The organism is Paenibacillus sp. NPDC056933 (assembly GCF_042674385.1).
In the GTDB taxonomy this organism is placed as follows: domain Bacteria; phylum Bacillota; class Bacilli; order Paenibacillales; family Paenibacillaceae; genus Paenibacillus.
In genome coordinates, this window is record NZ_JBHUQN010000003.1 from 210,683 (window position 1) to 227,599 (window position 16,917).

The 16,917-nt window shown below is 44.6% G+C and carries 15 protein-coding genes; 10 read left to right on the forward strand and 5 right to left on the reverse strand.

Going from position 1 to position 16,917, the window contains the following annotated elements:
* Positions 1 to 38 precede the first annotated feature (38 nt).
* From ACFTRD_RS21185 to ACFTRD_RS21205, 5 genes are all read left to right on the forward strand, one after another.
* Positions 39 to 1,421 (forward strand): transcriptional regulator, encoded by a 1,383-nt coding sequence (locus ACFTRD_RS21185; RefSeq protein ID WP_379383463.1) that lies wholly within the window; start codon positions 39 to 41, stop codon positions 1,419 to 1,421.
* Between the two features lie 241 nt (positions 1,422 to 1,662).
* On the forward strand, positions 1,663 to 1,833 hold the full coding sequence (locus ACFTRD_RS21190; RefSeq protein ID WP_192271942.1) for an aspartyl-phosphate phosphatase Spo0E family protein: 171 nt from the start codon (positions 1,663 to 1,665) through the stop codon (positions 1,831 to 1,833).
* Between the two features lie 99 nt (positions 1,834 to 1,932).
* Positions 1,933 to 2,313 (forward strand): GntR family transcriptional regulator, encoded by a 381-nt coding sequence (locus tag ACFTRD_RS21195; protein ID WP_379383465.1) that lies wholly within the window; start codon positions 1,933 to 1,935, stop codon positions 2,311 to 2,313.
* The gene (locus ACFTRD_RS21200; RefSeq protein WP_379383466.1) at positions 2,310 to 3,185 is read left to right on the forward strand and encodes an ATP-binding cassette domain-containing protein; all 876 of its coding nucleotides are present in this window, start codon (positions 2,310 to 2,312) and stop codon (positions 3,183 to 3,185) included. The genes ACFTRD_RS21195 and ACFTRD_RS21200 overlap by 4 nt, the downstream gene beginning before the upstream one ends.
* On the forward strand, positions 3,182 to 3,880 hold the full coding sequence (locus ACFTRD_RS21205) for a hypothetical protein (RefSeq protein WP_379383467.1): 699 nt from the start codon (positions 3,182 to 3,184) through the stop codon (positions 3,878 to 3,880). Before ACFTRD_RS21200 ends, ACFTRD_RS21205 begins: the two co-directional genes overlap by 4 nt.
* A gap of 130 nt (positions 3,881 to 4,010) precedes the next feature.
* On the opposite strand, the gene ACFTRD_RS21210 is transcribed toward ACFTRD_RS21205, so the two are convergent.
* From ACFTRD_RS21210 to ACFTRD_RS21220, 3 genes are all read right to left on the reverse strand, one after another.
* On the reverse strand, positions 4,011 to 4,526 hold the full coding sequence (locus ACFTRD_RS21210; protein WP_379383469.1) for a hypothetical protein: 516 nt from the start codon (positions 4,524 to 4,526) through the stop codon (positions 4,011 to 4,013).
* A gap of 102 nt (positions 4,527 to 4,628) precedes the next feature.
* Positions 4,629 to 5,429 (reverse strand): isocitrate lyase/PEP mutase family protein, encoded by an 801-nt coding sequence (locus ACFTRD_RS21215; RefSeq protein WP_379383471.1) that lies wholly within the window; start codon positions 5,427 to 5,429, stop codon positions 4,629 to 4,631.
* A gap of 79 nt (positions 5,430 to 5,508) precedes the next feature.
* Positions 5,509 to 6,555: a bifunctional transcriptional activator/DNA repair enzyme AdaA gene (locus tag ACFTRD_RS21220; protein ID WP_379383473.1), complete on the reverse strand. Its 1,047-nt coding sequence runs from the start codon at positions 6,553 to 6,555 to the stop codon at positions 5,509 to 5,511.
* 710 nt (positions 6,556 to 7,265) lie between these two features.
* Here ACFTRD_RS21220 and ACFTRD_RS21225 point away from each other — a divergent pair.
* Positions 7,266 to 7,841 (forward strand): lysozyme, encoded by a 576-nt coding sequence (locus tag ACFTRD_RS21225; RefSeq protein WP_379383475.1) that lies wholly within the window; start codon positions 7,266 to 7,268, stop codon positions 7,839 to 7,841.
* Positions 7,842 to 7,934: 93 nt separating this feature from the next.
* On the opposite strand, the gene ACFTRD_RS21230 is transcribed toward ACFTRD_RS21225, so the two are convergent.
* The gene (locus tag ACFTRD_RS21230) at positions 7,935 to 8,534 is read right to left on the reverse strand and encodes a hypothetical protein (protein ID WP_379383477.1); all 600 of its coding nucleotides are present in this window, start codon (positions 8,532 to 8,534) and stop codon (positions 7,935 to 7,937) included.
* A gap of 658 nt (positions 8,535 to 9,192) precedes the next feature.
* Here ACFTRD_RS21230 and ACFTRD_RS21235 point away from each other — a divergent pair.
* Positions 9,193 to 9,774, forward strand: a complete 582-nt coding sequence (locus ACFTRD_RS21235) for a hypothetical protein (protein ID WP_379383480.1) — start codon at positions 9,193 to 9,195, stop codon at positions 9,772 to 9,774.
* A 212-nt stretch (positions 9,775 to 9,986) separates the two neighbouring features.
* Here ACFTRD_RS21235 and ACFTRD_RS21240 read toward each other — a convergent pair whose 3' ends face one another.
* Entirely contained in the window at positions 9,987 to 10,904 is a 918-nt protein-coding gene (locus ACFTRD_RS21240; RefSeq protein ID WP_192271928.1) for a phosphatidate cytidylyltransferase, read from the reverse strand.
* 96 nt (positions 10,905 to 11,000) lie between these two features.
* Here ACFTRD_RS21240 and ACFTRD_RS21245 point away from each other — a divergent pair, with 96 nt between their 5' ends.
* The 3 genes from ACFTRD_RS21245 (at position 11,001) to ACFTRD_RS21255 (ending at position 16,806) form a co-directional block, all read left to right on the forward strand.
* Positions 11,001 to 11,564 carry a hypothetical protein gene (locus tag ACFTRD_RS21245; RefSeq protein ID WP_192271926.1) on the forward strand — a complete coding sequence of 188 codons (564 nt, stop codon included), beginning with the start codon at positions 11,001 to 11,003 and terminating at the stop codon, positions 11,562 to 11,564.
* A 154-nt stretch (positions 11,565 to 11,718) separates the two neighbouring features.
* Positions 11,719 to 12,879 carry a glycerate kinase family protein gene (locus ACFTRD_RS21250; protein WP_379383483.1) on the forward strand — a complete coding sequence of 387 codons (1,161 nt, stop codon included), beginning with the start codon at positions 11,719 to 11,721 and terminating at the stop codon, positions 12,877 to 12,879.
* A 327-nt stretch (positions 12,880 to 13,206) separates the two neighbouring features.
* Positions 13,207 to 16,806 (forward strand): DUF4073 domain-containing protein, encoded by a 3,600-nt coding sequence (locus ACFTRD_RS21255; RefSeq protein ID WP_379383485.1) that lies wholly within the window; start codon positions 13,207 to 13,209, stop codon positions 16,804 to 16,806.
* Positions 16,807 to 16,917: the final 111 nt, after the last annotated feature.

Below are 16,917 nucleotides of genomic sequence, written 5' to 3' on the forward strand. Positions count from 1 at the left end.
CCTGTTTATGGTTTTTTATTTTGGAGGGTGGTGTTAGTTTGGAGCCGACAACCACGATACGCGATCATTTAGAAAGTTATCTGAAGCGTGAGCAGATGTCCATTAGTCTTTTTTCGGAAACGTCAGGAATTAACTCGGGTACGCTGAGCAATATTTTGAACAAGAATCGTCCGATTGCGATGCAGCAGCTGGATCGAATCACTTCAGCTATGAGACTTGAAGAAGGTTACTTCTATGAATTGTACATAGATGAGTGTTTTGTCCATGCTACCCCTGACTGGCGAAGACTGGGACCATTCCTTCATCGTTGTGCTGAGTTGAATAAATTGAACTGTATTGAAGAGGTTATCCGCTTGATGATGGATAATCTATCTTATATTCCTTTGTTATTTGATCTGGCTGAAGAATTCTACCATGCAGGTAAATTCGAACCAGCCGTTCTACTATATGAAACGATAGCCGAAAGTGAGAAAATGCAGCACTCCGAACGGCTTGCGCTGTGTCAGTATCGACTGTTCAGACTGGGACTGACCAATGATCAGCAACGAAATCTGATCATTGCCGCTCAATTCGAATACTATGTGGATCGACTGGATGAACGTTACCAGCTGGATGCGCTCAATGAACTGATAAATGCCTTTGGTGCACTGCACAGATGGAATAAAGTTCAGGAGCTGGCCGAGAAGTTACGGGTGAAAGCGACCATCCATTATGAGTTGAATGGGAGAAGAAAACAAGAAGAAACGAAAAGACCTATTGTCTTCTACATTCTGTATTCCTATTTGGCTTCAGGAAGTGCGTGTTATCAACTTAAAGACTATCCAGGCGCACTTAAATATGTATCTTTGTATACTGATAACAGTTGGGTGAAGAATCCCGATAAAGATGAAATGGTCGTCATGAATCAGTTTCAGGAATGGGCTGAGGGCAACCGTTATATATATCAATTAATGAGCGGACAGTTTGAAGTTTTGCCTGAATATCTGAGTTATATCTCAACGAAAGAAAATGAGATTTTTCCAGCACTTTGTGATATTGTGACTGCTGCGATCCGTTATGATGAGAATATTGATGACGTGCTTGAACAATACGGATCTTACTTTACGTACCAGGAACAGAGTAACCGGATTGGAAAGGTCAGCAGACAGGTTACAGATGATCGATATCTACGTCTATTAGTGGATTTGGGTGCGTATTATCTAAAGAAAGACGATTATTCCACGGGAATAGAATTTGTTCTGGATAGTTTAAGATTCTCTATTGAAATTAGCAGTGGACGAGGTATGCTTAGAGGTGTCGGACTGTTTGAGCAGTATAGGGAGTTTGCAACTGAGACGGCGAAACAGCAATACAAAATGATCATTAGTGAGGTGCAGAAACTCAATGAAGAGAAAGTTGGCTTTGCTGATAGCTACATGTAGTATTGTTATTTACATTGTAGCTCCTGCTACGGAACCTGTCTCAGGCAAGGAAGTTCCAGACCCCGCAATTATGAGAACTGCTGATCACGGATTCGGAACTTAAAAAATGGGTAAGGGGCGCTTCTGAATATTCATTCAGAGGCGTCTTTTTTTGCGTCTGGTGGAAGAAAAAGTATGTCGTACCCCTTGCGTCCTATCGATTGGCATAATAAACTAAAATATGACAAAAAGGAGGGGTGTTATGGATTGCCTGGAGTTGATGTCACAGATCGAAGAGGCCAGACAACAGCTTTACCGCTTGCAGTCAGAATACGACAGCCTGCTTCATCCTGAAGTTATCCAGCAATCTGTAGTTCTCGACGGCCTTATTAATCAATACAATCGAGCCAAAATAAAAAAAATAATCAATTAATGCTTCGCCTATTTACAATTTGGTTTCTGTATACTATAGTTAGTCACATGAGTAACTAACCGACTAACTAATTAACCATTGAATGAAAGTTGGAATCGCATGAAATCGACTTTGGATGAATCTCAGCCTATTTTTCATCAGATCGCCATGATGATTATGGATGACATTGTGGATGGCAGATTAAAGGTGGAGGAACAGGTTCCCTCAACCAATGAACTGTCTCGCTTTTACAATATCAATCCAGCCACAGCCCGTAAAGGACTACAGGAGCTCGTGGACAAGGGGATTATATACAAACAGCGGGGTGTTGGCATGTTTGTTGCGAAGGGAGCCAGGGAAGCATTGCTTGTTGAACGAAAACAGCATTTCTACGAAGAATATATCAAGCCGTTACTTGAAGAGGCCAGACGCATCCACATGAATGAAGACATGATTATTGATTTGATCCGGGGCAAAAAGGATAAGGAGAGTGAATTATGATTCAGATCGAGCAGGTGACCTACAGCTATCAACAGACGCCGGTGCTAAGAGATGTGACTTTACATGAGAGTGAGCCGATCATCAGTGCAATGTGGGGGAGAAACGGCGCAGGCAAGACAACCCTTATGAGTCTGCTCGCAGGTCATAACAGGCCTGATGCGGGAACCATTCGTGTGATGGGCCAGAACCCATACAACAATTTGGCTGCGCAGGAGAACTTGTGTTATATCCAGGAGAACCATCCCCTGGGTAGGAATTGGACGATCAACGACATGGTTCGATTCGGCCAATACTTCCATCCTCAGTGGAATCAGACCTTTGCGGAGCAATTAATCGATAGGTTCGAATTGCCAGTCAAGAAGAAGATCAGCAAATTCTCAAAAGGCATGAAGACCGCCGCCCAGATGATACTGGGTCTGGCCAGTAATGCAAGGGTAACGATTCTGGATGAGCCAACCAACGGACTCGATGCCGAGAAACGCAAATATTTCTACAATGCTTTACTGGAGACTTATGAAGATAACCCGCGTTTAATTCTAATATCAAGCCATCATATTGAGGAGATTCAGCCTTTGTGTGAGTCCCTTATTGTTCTGAAAGCAGGGGAAGTATTATTTAATCAGCCGATGGAAGAGATGCGTGAAAAAGGAGTTCTTCTAACAGGGAGAATAGATGATATCAACCGAGTAACAGCAGACGTGAAGGTCATAGAATCCTCCCAAATGGGGTCGACTGTGAAAGTGATGATTGATGAGCCCTACTCTAAAGCGTGGAAGGACATTGCTCATGCACAGGGGCTTTCTATTGAAAAGGCGACATTACAGGATTATTTGGTTAACAGGACTCGTAATCAAGAGGGGGTTAAGCGATGAACGCAATGAAAGGTACGAATCGACTGATTCTGGAGGATATGCGCTGGTATTTAATGATCTTCTCCTTCATCACCCTTATGCTTACTGTCGTCTATCTGGCCATTGGATTCATATTTGATGTGACGTATACGACGCAATTATTTGGTCCGATGTACGGAGGGATCTGTGCTTTTGCAATCGCGGGGATCATCACGTTGTTTCCGGTTGCGATAGGTATGGGGAGTACACGAATACAGTTCATGAAATCCTTCTATGTGATTTCGCTATGGATGGTCGTAAGTACCATTACGATACTGAATGTAATCTATCTTATAACGCATCTTCTCCATGAATATGGAATGCTTGACGTAACCTTTTATCAACCAGGCATGCTGTATTCAAGCGAATATCATTTTTTTTCCTATCTATGGATCGATCTGATGATTGGTTTTCTGGTGCTGGGGCTATCCATCTTCTCAACTGTTTGTTGGATTAGATTGGGGATGCGCAATTTTTTCGTCCTGTTCTTTGGGGTTAGCTTGATCGTCACGCTGGTATTTGTGCTATCCGATCTGAGTATGTGGGTACAGTGGTTTACGAATGTCAATCTCATCGCATTGTTCACTGCTCTGGGAGCCGTCGGAGGTGCTCTGCTTCTGAGCACTTATCCCATGATGAAGAACGTACCGGTTTCCATGAAAGGCAAAAAAGACTGATGGGAAACTGTTATATGAAGGAACCCAGACAATGATCCATTGTGAACAAAAAACACGAGTGCGAATATGCCTCGTGTTTTTTTGTGTCATCTTGGTGAATCTTTGTGCATCCCAAATGAGTTTGGTTGAGTTAAGCCTGGGCCTGTGGTTTGAATCCTTCGTCTTTGAGATACTCGCCAGCTTCGCTGCGAGATTCGAAAGCCATATCCAGATTAAGGCCGGAATATACATACCACATGTCATCTTCATATTTTAAAGTAAGTGTATGTCCATCTTCATCGATCCATGTTCCGCCACCAGTAGAGGTTGTAACCAATGTAGGAACAGTCTTTGCTTGTTCTGGCTCATTTGATTCTACAGCGTTGGGATTGTAAGACATCGCTTTGATCGTTTCATCTAACAATGTGCGCAGAGCTGCTTCGGAGTAATCACGAATATTGACGAATCCTTTATTATCGGTCTCATAGTTAGGCAGTAGCCCTGCATAGATATAACCGTTACCGTTAGGATGAATATGCAGAGCAACGATCTTTTTCTCATACGCACTGTCTTCGTAGTGGAAGTTAACACGACCGAGAGAAACATCTTTGCGTTGCAGTTGGGGATACGATTGTAGCACTTCAAGCTTTTGTTCAACGTTAAGCATATGTGCCTCCTGTACATGTTCAATAGTGGTGATTATAACATAGGTGAAAAGGAATAAACATCAATAAACAGGTGCAGTCTAGCACCTGTTTGAGGATTCACATCATAGATGATCGCTTATGTTGGTTCGGGAACTACCCATCAGAATGCTTCGTCCCAGCTCTTTCAAATGTTCCATCGCTTGCAGATAAGGATAAGGCCCATAACTTACGCGCGCCACACCCAGCCCGGCAAGTTGTTTCGGTGAAGGCTCATGGGATGTAACCATCACGTTGACCGGAAGCGACGAACGTTCACACAATTCCTGAATTAGTTGTTGATTCTGTAGGCCTGGAACGAACAGTCCGCTGGCTCCAGCTTCAGCATAAGCGTTTGAACGGATAAGCGCTTCCTCCAAAAGAGCATCATTATGTCGTTCAGGCCCATTTTGCAGAAAGATATCCGTACGCGCGTTAATGAATAGTGGAATGTCAGCTAACTCGGCGGCTTCCCGTGCGGCGGAAAGCCGCAGACATTGCTCCTCCACAGCGTACAGCCCGCCTCCGCCGGGAAGCTGATCTTCGATATTGATTCCCACGGCACCGTGATGGATCACTTGGCTTACATTTCCCTTCACTTCTGACGCAGACCTGCCATACCCTCCCTCAATATCGATCGTTACAGGGAGTTCGATGCTCTTGGTGATCCGCGCCAGATTGGCGAGCACCAGATGGAACGGCATCACTTCTCCATCTTGTTCACCATGTGCGGCCGCTACGGACCAGCTTCCCGTAGCGATTGCTGTTGCTCCAGCAGATTGGATGGCAAGTGCACTCCCGGCATCCCATACATTGACCAGAACCAATGGCTTCCCTGTCACATGGGATTGTTGGAACATCGACGCTTTTTCCTTTAGGGTACTCATATGGTTTCTCTCCTTCGTTAGATAGCTGTATTCCTCACCACAATACTTGACGTTCTTTTCTCTTGGGTCTCTTGGGTACTCAGGTATTCTGCTTCTCATGCGTTAAAAGCCAGTTTTTGCGCGTCAGCCCACCGCCGTATCCGCCCAATTCACCACTTGAATTGATTACACGGTGACATGGAATGACAATGGCAAGCTGATTCGCTCCGTTGGCCTGTGCTACCGCTCGGCATGCCGTTGGTTTACCCAGTGTATTGGCAATATCCTGATATGACCTTGTTTCCCCCGCAGGGATCGCTATCAGCTGCTCCCAGACGCTCTTCTGAAATGGTGTTCCTAAACAGAACAACGGGGTGCGGAATGAAGTTAATGTCCCTTCGAAATACTGCGCAACTTCCCGTTCAATTGAACGAATCGGCTCTGTAATCCCAGGTACAATGGCCGACTTCGTCCGTTTGCGCAACCGTTCGACCTCACGTTCCAGACCTCTGCGATCCACAAATTCAAGCAGATATAATGCTTTCTCATCAGCTACAGCCATCATGGGTCCGAGACGTGTGTCGATCCAGGACGCTTTCAATACATGTTCTTCATCTACTTGCGTAGGCGCTGCGCCCATGATTCGCGAGAAGGCATCCCGGAACCCGCTGCCTGACTCGTAACCGGTAGACAGCTGGGCATCAATGACTGTATGACCGGAGCGAATATTTTTCAGGGCCAGCCCCATGCGGCGGGCGCGGGCATACTCCACAAAGGTCATGCCAAATCGCTTCTTGAACTGACGTCTGGCCGTGGATTCGTCGATGGATAATGCCTTGAAGTCCTGTCCCTTCCAGCGTTTCTCGGGATTGCTCTCCACAGCTTCTACCAATACGCGAACCACATCTGATACCTGATTGGGATGAGATAAGGGGCGGCAACGTTGGCAAGGGCGATACGAAGCAAGCAGGGCCTGCTGCGCCGTCTCATAGAATTCACAGTTTTCGAATTTTGGCTTTCGCGCAGGGCAAGTAGGCCGGCAGAATACGCCAGTCGTCTTGACTCCGACGTAGAATAAACCTTCATATTCCGAATCCTTGGCAACCAGAGCATGGTAATATTGTTCTTTTAGTTCGGCAGAAATCATTGGGCGCACGTCCTTACATCAGTAGAATTGATCCTTGTTGATATTATAAAAAAACGATGCACGGGGCATCGCCGAAAATCAGGCATGAATATTTTATATTTCAGCATTTATGCAAAATGCTTATTTGAATGATGCTTCCTTTTTATTCGTTCGTCCAGTCCAGTTTACCAGAAAGATCCCCAGGAATATGCATAGCCCACCCGCATAGACGTAATTGCGAATCACTTCGTCCAGAAGAAGCCAGCCGGTTAATACACCGATTGCCCCACCTGCGGCACAACAACTTTTCAAAGGATAATATTCACTAGTTGACAGGGCGAAAAAAATATCTGATCTAAGCGATGCCATTAATGCCTTGAAGAATGAAATACAAAAAACGTAAAGCGGTGATAATATGTTGTCCGAACTTTTAGTACAAGCACAGCCACACCACGATCAGGAGGCAACATTACATATCCTAGAATCTTTTATACCAAAGATCAAAGCCTCCTTGCGACAAGTCCCCGCTGATTATTGAGATGGTACAAACTTTTGATATTAGTGCATTGAAATAAAATTAGGAGAGTGGTTGTAAAAAAAAGAGACTCATTTCTCTTTATATATATGTGAAGGCAATACGGCATTGCAGAAAACTTGGGAATGGTTGTTCTGGCTATGATTCCTCCTTATTGCTCTCATAACTAATAAAATAACTTTAGGAGTGATTTATTATGGCAAATCTAAGCGCTAATGGAGCAACTTTTATGAAAGGGCATGAGGGACTTAACTTAAAATTCTATGCCGATCCAAAAGGTTTTCCAACAGTTGGATATGGACATCTGATAACAAAGTCTAAAACATACACAGCAAATACAACTTTAACCCAAGCACAAGCTGACGCTCTATCAAAATCTTTGGGACTCAGTTATACTTCTCCAATTACTCAGTCTCAGGCAAATACATTTTTCACCAATGATACTGCAAGTGCTGTAGCTGCCGTAAATAAAGTGGCACTTCCTGCAGGTATGTCCCTTTCACAAAATCAGTTTGATGCACTTGTTTCGCTTACTTTTAATGCAGGCTCTGGTGTGCTTAGTACCGATGATGTAAAAGCTCTGCTTGCATACACGCTAATCTACCCATCTTTCCAAGGGCCACGTTCAACTCAGGAACTTGACAATTGTTCTAAACTAGTAAGTAAAGCATTTTCATATGATAGAAGTTTGCAAAGACGTAGAAATGAAGAAGCTGAACTATTCTGTAAAGGCTCGGGTTATACTCATAAATATCCAGTATATACACTATAGTTCAATCGTCTTACAACACAAACAAGAAAGGTCAGCCTTTATGGCTGACCTTTCTTGTTTTATCACAAAATTTATTACCACAAGCAAACTCATCTAGTCATCCGTTTTTTCAAGCTCAAAAATAGTCCCCTCTGATAATAAGATCAGCCTATCGTTATTAACAACAAAGAAACTTACGCTAACAGGTATACTGAGCTTTGTTGATGGATCACTTATATCGATGGCTTTTACTACATCATTAGCATTCAGATCCGGCATATCTATTTTATATAGTCTATAAAATGCGTCAGCGTTATCGCATGTTGATGTAATTTCATATAATGGATTCTTCAGCTCATATTGATAATCACTATAGTTTTTAAGTCCTTTAGATGAAAAAAGGTCTTTTTCGATTATAAGGTCATCCCCGATAAATTTTTGCCCTGTTGGATATTCAGAAGCATCATTATAAGAATTTGCAAACCCAAGGTGCTTCTTAACTTTCCAAGTTCCGTAAATAAATTTTTCAGTTTCACTATCCAATTTTACACGTCCTTGCGAACAATACTCGGAGGTGCTAGCTGGACTGGTAGACTCCTTTGCTTCAGGTTTTGGCTCACTAGATGTATTCGAACTTGAAGTCATTTCAACCTTTCCACAAGCTGATGCTAACATCAGCATTATGATCATACAAGCCAATAATGTTTTTTTCATATCTCACACTCCTACTATAAAATTATGTATTCGCATGTTTACTCGCTTGATAACTGAGCTAATCCCCGTATGGATTAAAATCTCCTATTTCATCATTTTTTATATCACCATGTGCTAAAAGCTACTTCCATACAGCGAATAATCCTTCACTGCTGTATATCAAGTGGGGGGATGCTTTACTTTATTTTTCCATGTCGCTCATTTTTCAACAATTTATCCCCTTTTATCTACCTAGCAGAAATTATATCAGAGCAATTTAAGTGATGAATGACATAAAATTAACATTATTTATGAATAAGGTTAACTTTATGTTATCTAAATCACAATCAGCAATTTCCAATAAAGCCCTGGACAGAGTCATGAGCTTCATCCCCCGTTAATTCGAATTGAAGTGGGTTTCAGAGCGCATCAACTACGGCATGAAATTTTGGTGCTTAGTCCTTCGCGGGAACGTCCGATCGCTTGCTTTGACCCCTTTTGCGCCTGATCCATGCTGGTGAACACGCATAATCGAGCTATCTTATAACTCATTTACATAATATGGAGCTTAATGTGAGACGATATGGTGTAGTAATTACTATAGAAGGTGCTGATTGGAAAGTTCTCTTTTGATGAATGCATCGTGCTTGTTATTTTAGATAAAATGGAGGGAGTTCCAATGGTGAATATCTATAAAAATAAATCTATACTCTGGGTGTCTGCCCTATGTGCCCTGCTGTTAACCAGTGCGTGTGGAGCGAAAAACAACAATGAATCCGTACAGGAACATGCTTATCCGCAATCGAAGCAGCCCATAGAGGAAGCGGGAAAGAGCTCCGTTCCCAATATGGAGGCGAAGAATAACAATAATCAGGCGGACGAAAGCGGGAGTGAGAGCAAGCTCTCGGCTAAATCGGAATCTTCCGCTAATGCGGAAGAACAGGTCACGATCGTGATTGACCAGACGGATAAGCCCTCCAAGGGCAATAGCTTTGATTTTGCGATCAAACAAATTCCTGAGGGCTACGCTTTGTCCGAGATGCGCTGGATGTCCAACATGGTAACGATTGTGAATTCCTACAAGGAAGCGATCGAACATGGCGCAAATGGAAAAGAAGGATTTTACATCAGTGGTGACGGGCAATTCTCCGGGTTTATTTATTCGGATGATATGAAGGGTGAACGGGGCAAAGCGACATTTGTGTTTACCAATGAAGAGGGGAACGAAGTCACTTCGGAAAAGGAAATTAAATTAAAATAATAATACGGCAGAGCCTTAGTCATGTGCGGTGTTGTTATCATTTGATTCCAATGGAGAAAGGGTGGAACAGACGCACTATGCGTGCGTCTCTCATTCCCTCATAAATGTGCAAGCAGCCATTAAGGCTGCTTTTTGTAATGCCGCAATGTTATATCTTATTTTTAATCCAGGGTGTACCCCGCTCTCGTATCTTAACGGATACGACTGCTTGCCTACATAAAGTCGAAGAAATAACGCACCACGTGGAACATGACCGGAGAGGTGTACGTCAGGCTGTCGACCCGGCTCAGGTAGCTTTTTTTCAGTGCATCGAACTTATTGTCATCCCCGATTAACAAGTCCCGTTTCAGGACAGAAACCGTCAGACTTCCGAAGAATCCCGCCAGACCAATTAACACACCGATGAAAAGCGCAAACCGTGCATCAAACGGGGTCAGATATGGATGAATGAAATAAGAGGCAGCGGTGGTTGCAACGAATGCACAGGCGAACCCTTCCCATGTCAAAAAAGGATTGGCGGTGGGCACCACTTTGCGTTTGCCCAGATAGAGCGAGGCCAGATAATGCACCACATCATTCAGCTGGGTTAACACGACCAGAAACAGAACCAGCTTTGAACCATATTCCGGTGATGCAAACGGAAAGTACGCCAGATGACTAAGTCCAAATACCATCAGCATCAATCCCCATTGCGTCGAGCTGACACTACGCAGGAAGCCAACCGTTCCCTTATTAATCAGACGTGGCAGGGGCAGTACCAGAAAGACATACAGCGGAATAAACACAATAAACATCCCATACCATCCAATATAGATCCAGTAGAACTGCACCGGAATAGCCAGGTACGCCCATAGAAACAGCCTGCGATCTGCTTTGCGGGTGCTGCGGATCATGGAGAAGTACTCTTTGAGAGCGAAAAATGTGAGTACCATCAGGGAGATCAAGGAGACAATCGGATTAAAGAGAGTGGCAAGACAGAAGATGACCAACATGCCCCACCAGGTTTTAATTTTGTTGCCAATGCCCGAATAGTCCTTGTCCGGCTGAAGCTTCGTAATGATTTTGTATACGATATGTATGACCAATAAAGCTATAAAAATCAGTGTTAAAGTAAAAAGTGAACTGCTCAAGTATGATCACCTGCTTATCCAGAAGTAAGATTTCAATATAGGGTACCTATGTTATTATGAAGGAATAGTGTGAACTTGATAAGGGGAAATTTCGTTATGACAGATAAACGCTCGATCTATATCCTGCTTACCAATACGGGAACGTTGTTTACCAAAGTGATCCAGAGTTATACCAGAGCACCTTACAATCATGCCTCCATCTCATTTGACCGGGAATTATCCGAGCTGTACAGCTTCGGCCGCAAGCATCCCAGCAATCCGCTGAATGGCGGGTTCGTTAAGGAAGACATTCAGACAGGTACATACAGCAAATATCCGAATACTACATGTGTCATTTATGAGCTTCAGGTGACGGAACGTGAAGTGGAAAAGATGAAGCGGGTGCTGCACATCTTCATTCGCAGCCGCCAGAAATATATGTACAATTTGCTGGGTGTGATTGGCATTACATTAAAGGAGCCGGTGGAGTTCAGCAACTCCTACTTTTGCTCGCAATTTGTTGCCGAGATTCTGCAACGCTCAGGCATTAAACTGTGGAACAAGCTGCCTGCGCTAGTGACCCCGGATGATTTTCGCCAGAGTGAACAACTACGGCTGGTATATGAAGGGAAGTTAAGGGAATATAAGCCGGGAAACGAAGATCCGGGTTCCAAGGAATAAAAGCATGAAGCAGCCTGCCGCCACGGATGTCCGGGCAACAGGCTGTTCTGAATGTGTTTCGGAGTATGCACAACCGCATTTCGAACTTGAAGCGGGAGTTCACCAAATGAGATCCAATATTTATCCTTTAATAACACGGATGGAGTGAGAGAAGATGGGAGAGGCGACATTTGTACTGGCGCCGGATTCATTTAAGGAGAGCATGACAGCGAAAGAAGTATGTGTGGCGATGGAAAAAGGATTGCGTAAAATCTACCCATCCGCGAGTTATATTCATGTACCAATGGCTGACGGAGGGGAAGGCACAGTGCAGTCGCTGGTGGATGCTTCTGGGGGAGCGATTCACCAGCGAGAGGTGAGCGGGCCACTTGGGCAGCCCGTAACTGCGCAGTATGGCATTCTGGGCGATGGGTTAACGGCAGCGATTGAGATGGCATCGGCCAGTGGCATCCATCTGGTGACCAAGGAGACCCGTAACCCGCTTCATACGACAACCTATGGAACGGGAGAGCTGATTCGGGCATGTCTGGATCAGGGTATTCGGAAAATCATTATCGGGATTGGCGGCAGTGCAACCAATGATGGCGGTACAGGCATGGCCGAAGCGCTTGGTGCAACGTTCTTGGATGCACAAGGCCAGCCACTTGTGCGTGGAGGCGGGGCACTTGATCAACTTGCTCATATCGATGTATCCGGCCTGGATGAGCGATTGCAGGACGTGGAATTCATTGTCGCATGCGACGTGACCAATCCGTTATGCGGGGAGCATGGCGCTTCACGGGTATTCGGGCCGCAGAAAGGGGCTACACCGGAAATGGTGCAGCTACTGGATGCAAATCTGTCCCATTATGCGGATGTGGTGAAGCAGCAGCTGAACAAGGATATACGTGATGTGCCCGGTGCTGGTGCAGCAGGTGGTTTGGGCGCAGGGCTTTTGATTTTTACACAGGCCGTGCTTCGCAAAGGCATTGAGATTGTCATTGAATACACGGGCTTGCGTGAGAAGCTGGTACATGCAGATGTGGTGTTTACAGGCGAAGGCGGCATTGATTTTCAAACGAAATTTGGCAAGACCCCTTACGGTGTAGCGCGGGCAGCCAAGGAAGCGGGCAAACCGGTTATCGCAATGGCGGGTTACGTTGGTGAAGGAATAGATACGTTGTACAACGAAGGCATTGATGCCGTGTTTGGTATTGTGCCGGGGGCGGCTGATTTGGAACAACTTTTACGCGAAGGCCCGGAGAATGTGGAGCGTACAACCGAGAATATTGCGAGAGTGCTGAAATTTGTGCATCTGGGCGGAAGTATAGATTGACAAGCCTGTCCTAAACAAGATTGTTTTCTGGGAAGGGGATAGCCCTGGCGGGTACACGATGCTTTGATAGGTCTCCCTGTTGTTGTGCAAGAAGCGGTTAAAGAGTAGGGAGACGTGACAGGTCTCTTGAATTTTGTGATGTGTAGGTCTCTGTAATTACTCGAAGAAAAATGATGAATAATGACGAAAAATATTTGAAATCCGGCCTGTTTTTCCCTACATGCCGGATTTTTTCCTTTTATTGGGGTGAATGTTCAGAATCCGTTCAGAGCTGTGTACTACAATAGGCCTATATTTTGATAAGCGAGATGAGGGAGGAAAGCGTATATGCAGTACAGGAAAATAATTAGCATGCTGCTCATATTGGTGTTAGTAGCTCCATGGTTGGCAGCACCAGCAGGAAAGGTAAGTGCAGAAGCATCGTCGGATCCGGTACCAGGAAATAATGGTCTATTAACGATAAAGTATGTGAACGAGAACTCAATTGAACTAAATTGGAAGTACGCCGAATCCGATTCTTCTACACCACCTGATGTAAATTACCAGGTTTACATATCCAATGCTCCTGATCTTGCAGACATGGAACAAATCAGCGGAACGTTAGGTCATCCCTACGGTGATCCGATTAATGGTTCAGAATCTACAGATGGTACATTTACGAAAATAATCACGAATTTAGTAGAAGGCGATACGTACTATTTCAATGTAGTTGTTAAAGATCGAAATAACTTGGAAGCTGCGTATCAAATGCAATCTATCAAATTCACTGTGCAGCTGAGTGAACTGGATCAGTACAACGAACTCAAAAAAAATGCAGACCGAGGCAACAGCAATGACTTTATCCAAGATGTTATTTTGTTGCTTCGTAATAAGCAATTCATTGGTACGCCTGATTTTGAATCTTTGCCTGTAGAAGATCAGGAGGCTATTGCAAAATACTTATTAGATATCGAGGCGCCAACAAGCAATGGATACGAGAAAAAGGGGCAAGTTGAGTTCTTGGTGCAATTAGCTCTGAAAGCCCTTGAAGTGACTCGCCAAATCGGTGGACCGAATGCAGTAGCTGCACTTGATGACCTGTATACGAAGCAAGCAGAAGGAATAAATCATTTTGATTATCCGAGTGCTGAGGATAAATTCTATCCACTCATTGCTGCATATAGCAATGCCTCCGAGGTAGATAAACGCACAACGGCTTATCTATACGAACTTAGACTCAAAACAACACCTTCCATTTCACGTGTTTTGAGATATGTAGACACAGCTGTGGAAGAAACACCTTTCATTAATCGTGCAAACACGACTGAGGAAATGTTAACGTCACTGGATAAATTCTATAAAATTTATGAGGACACTCTGGATTATAACAATGCGAATCAAGGAAGTCCGATAACGAGCTTCGCTTTGGATACAAGCAAAATGGATAACCTGACGCCAGAACAGAAGGAGCAGCTGGCTGATCATATGCTTACTCAAAGACCGGTTAATGGATATACAAGTTTTGAAGCCATTCAGACTGTATTTAACCAATTTTTCCCCGGTAATGAAACTGATGCGTTGGCTGCCGTAAATGCTGCAAAGAGTAGCAACGATATTAATGGTATGATTCTGGCCATGGAAAATCCTGCTCTGAGCATTACTCTACCTAGTGGGTACGGTGCTTTATCATTGCAGGAGAGAAAGTTCATTGCTGGTTTCCTTATGGATTATGTGAAGAAAGATTACAAAAATAAAGAACAGGTTCAATATATGATTGAACTCGCTGTTTTGGCGCAATCCATCTGGGAGCAGAAGGAGCTTGATGTTCTTAAGAACAAACTGGATTTATTTGCACAGCAGTTGGTGGATGGACCAGATTATTTTAATGACCAACAGACATATTTGCTACGCAGTCTTGGGCAACAACATTTGGAACGTAGCAAAGTAGATAAAGGCGTTTGGGCTTATAAATACCTGCATCTAGTGGCTTTTGAAAGGTTGGAAGGAGCATTTAAAGGGGATATTGTTAATCCGGACATTGTGCTGAATCTCTTTTCTATGCCTTTGGAGTCCTTTGAGAAAGCTACTTCTATTCCGCTAATGGATCAATGGCTAGATCATGCCATGAACGAATGGATTGCAGGTGAGGCATTCTTCAATAACTATAAATTTAGACGTACAGGTGCCCTTGATTTATCCAAAAGAGCTGACCTCAGTCCTGAAGGCCGTAAGGAACTGGCGGAATGGGTGCTTAACGAACAAGACAGCTACGAGGATGTTGGGAATCTACAATATGTGATCAACCAATTCTTTACGGCCCCGAATGTAACGGGGGATGATATAAACAACAAGATAACGGGCTTGAATGACACGATGGAGATTTCCCTTGATGGCAAACGGAACTGGATTGATGTTGCCTCCATTCAGAAATTCGATTTTAGTGGTGACAAAACGGTATGGGTTCGTTACAAAGCCACCAGCGATGAATTGCCAGGACGCGCGGTGAAGATTGACTTCACGGCAAATGGCGATAGCAATAATGGAAATGGTTCAACCCCTAACCCGGGTGGAAGTACAGGTGGTGGATCGTCCACAACTGCACCGGTTACCTCCACGCCTGCGCCAACAAGCAAACAGGAACAAATCGTGGTTGATGTCAACGGAGCTAACGGCACGAACCTGACCAAAACACCAATTACACGTACAACCGAGGCCAACGGTACGATCAAGGACCTCGTGAAGATGTCTGAGGCGATTGCCAAGGAATCGGTTGAAAAAGCGAAGCAATTGAACATGAACACAGCACGTATTGTCATTCCTGACGCCAAAGATGCGGTGTCCGAGACACGCATCGAACTGCCAAAAGCAGCGGTGAAGCAGCTAAATGATGGTGGGCTTAACCTTGAGATTTCCACAGAGAACGCTGTTATCTCGGTTCCAACGAGGTCGATTGCCGGATTTGACCAGGATCTGTACTTCCGCGTCGTTCCATTGAAAAAGGAATCCGAGCGCAAAGAAGTGGAAGAACGTGCGAAGACGGAGCGGTTGATCCAACAGATTACTCCAAATTCCAACGTAAAAGTATTGGCTCGTCCGGTTGAAATTGAAACAAATATGCAAAGCCATGAAGTAACACTGACATTGCCACTGCAGGGCAGTCTTCCAACCGATCCTGCTGCCCGTCAGCAAGCATTGGACAACCTGGCTGTATACATTGAACACAGTGACGGTACGAGAGAGTTGATTCAAGGCAAACTGGTGAAGCTCAGCGACTCCAGTGAAGGCATCGAGTTTACAGTTAACAAATTCAGCACGTTCACGCTCGTCGTGGTGGATGGACTGAAAGCTTCCCAAGGCTCGCATAACCCGTATATCAACGGATTTGGTGCTGATTTCCGCCCGGATGCATTTGTAACCCGTGCGCAAATGGCAGCGATGCTGGCTCGTAATCTGTCTGAGGAAGCGGGAACCGCATCGGCGAGCTCTGTAAACTACACCGATGTATCTGCCACCCATTGGGCAGCAAGTGATATTCAAAAAGCGCAATTCGCAGGCATCATGAATGGCATGAATGCCACTCAATTTGCACCAGAGGGTTCGATCACCCGTGCACAAATGGCAACCATTGCGTACCGCTGGATGCAGCAACAAAGCACAGACGCACCAAGCAGAACATCACAAGCAACAGATGGCTCTGTATTCACCGATGTATCTGCTGGCCTTTGGGCTTCCGACGCGATTACCTATGTACAATCGGCTGGCCTGATGACTGGATACAACGATGGTACATTTAAACCGGACAACAAACTGACCCGCGCTGAAGCTGTGAAAGTACTAAATGTACTGTTCAAACGGACGCCGGCAACAGGCGTAACTACACCATCTTTTACAGACGTACCTGCAGCACACTGGGCTTATGCAGACATTGAGGCTGCGGCACAGAAATAAGGTAACCATATCTATAACAACAAAAAGGGAGCCCCAACCATGAAAAACATGGCGGGGCTCCCCTTTTGATCATTTAAAGCCAGAACAAGTCCTGCAACCATCGTCGCTCGC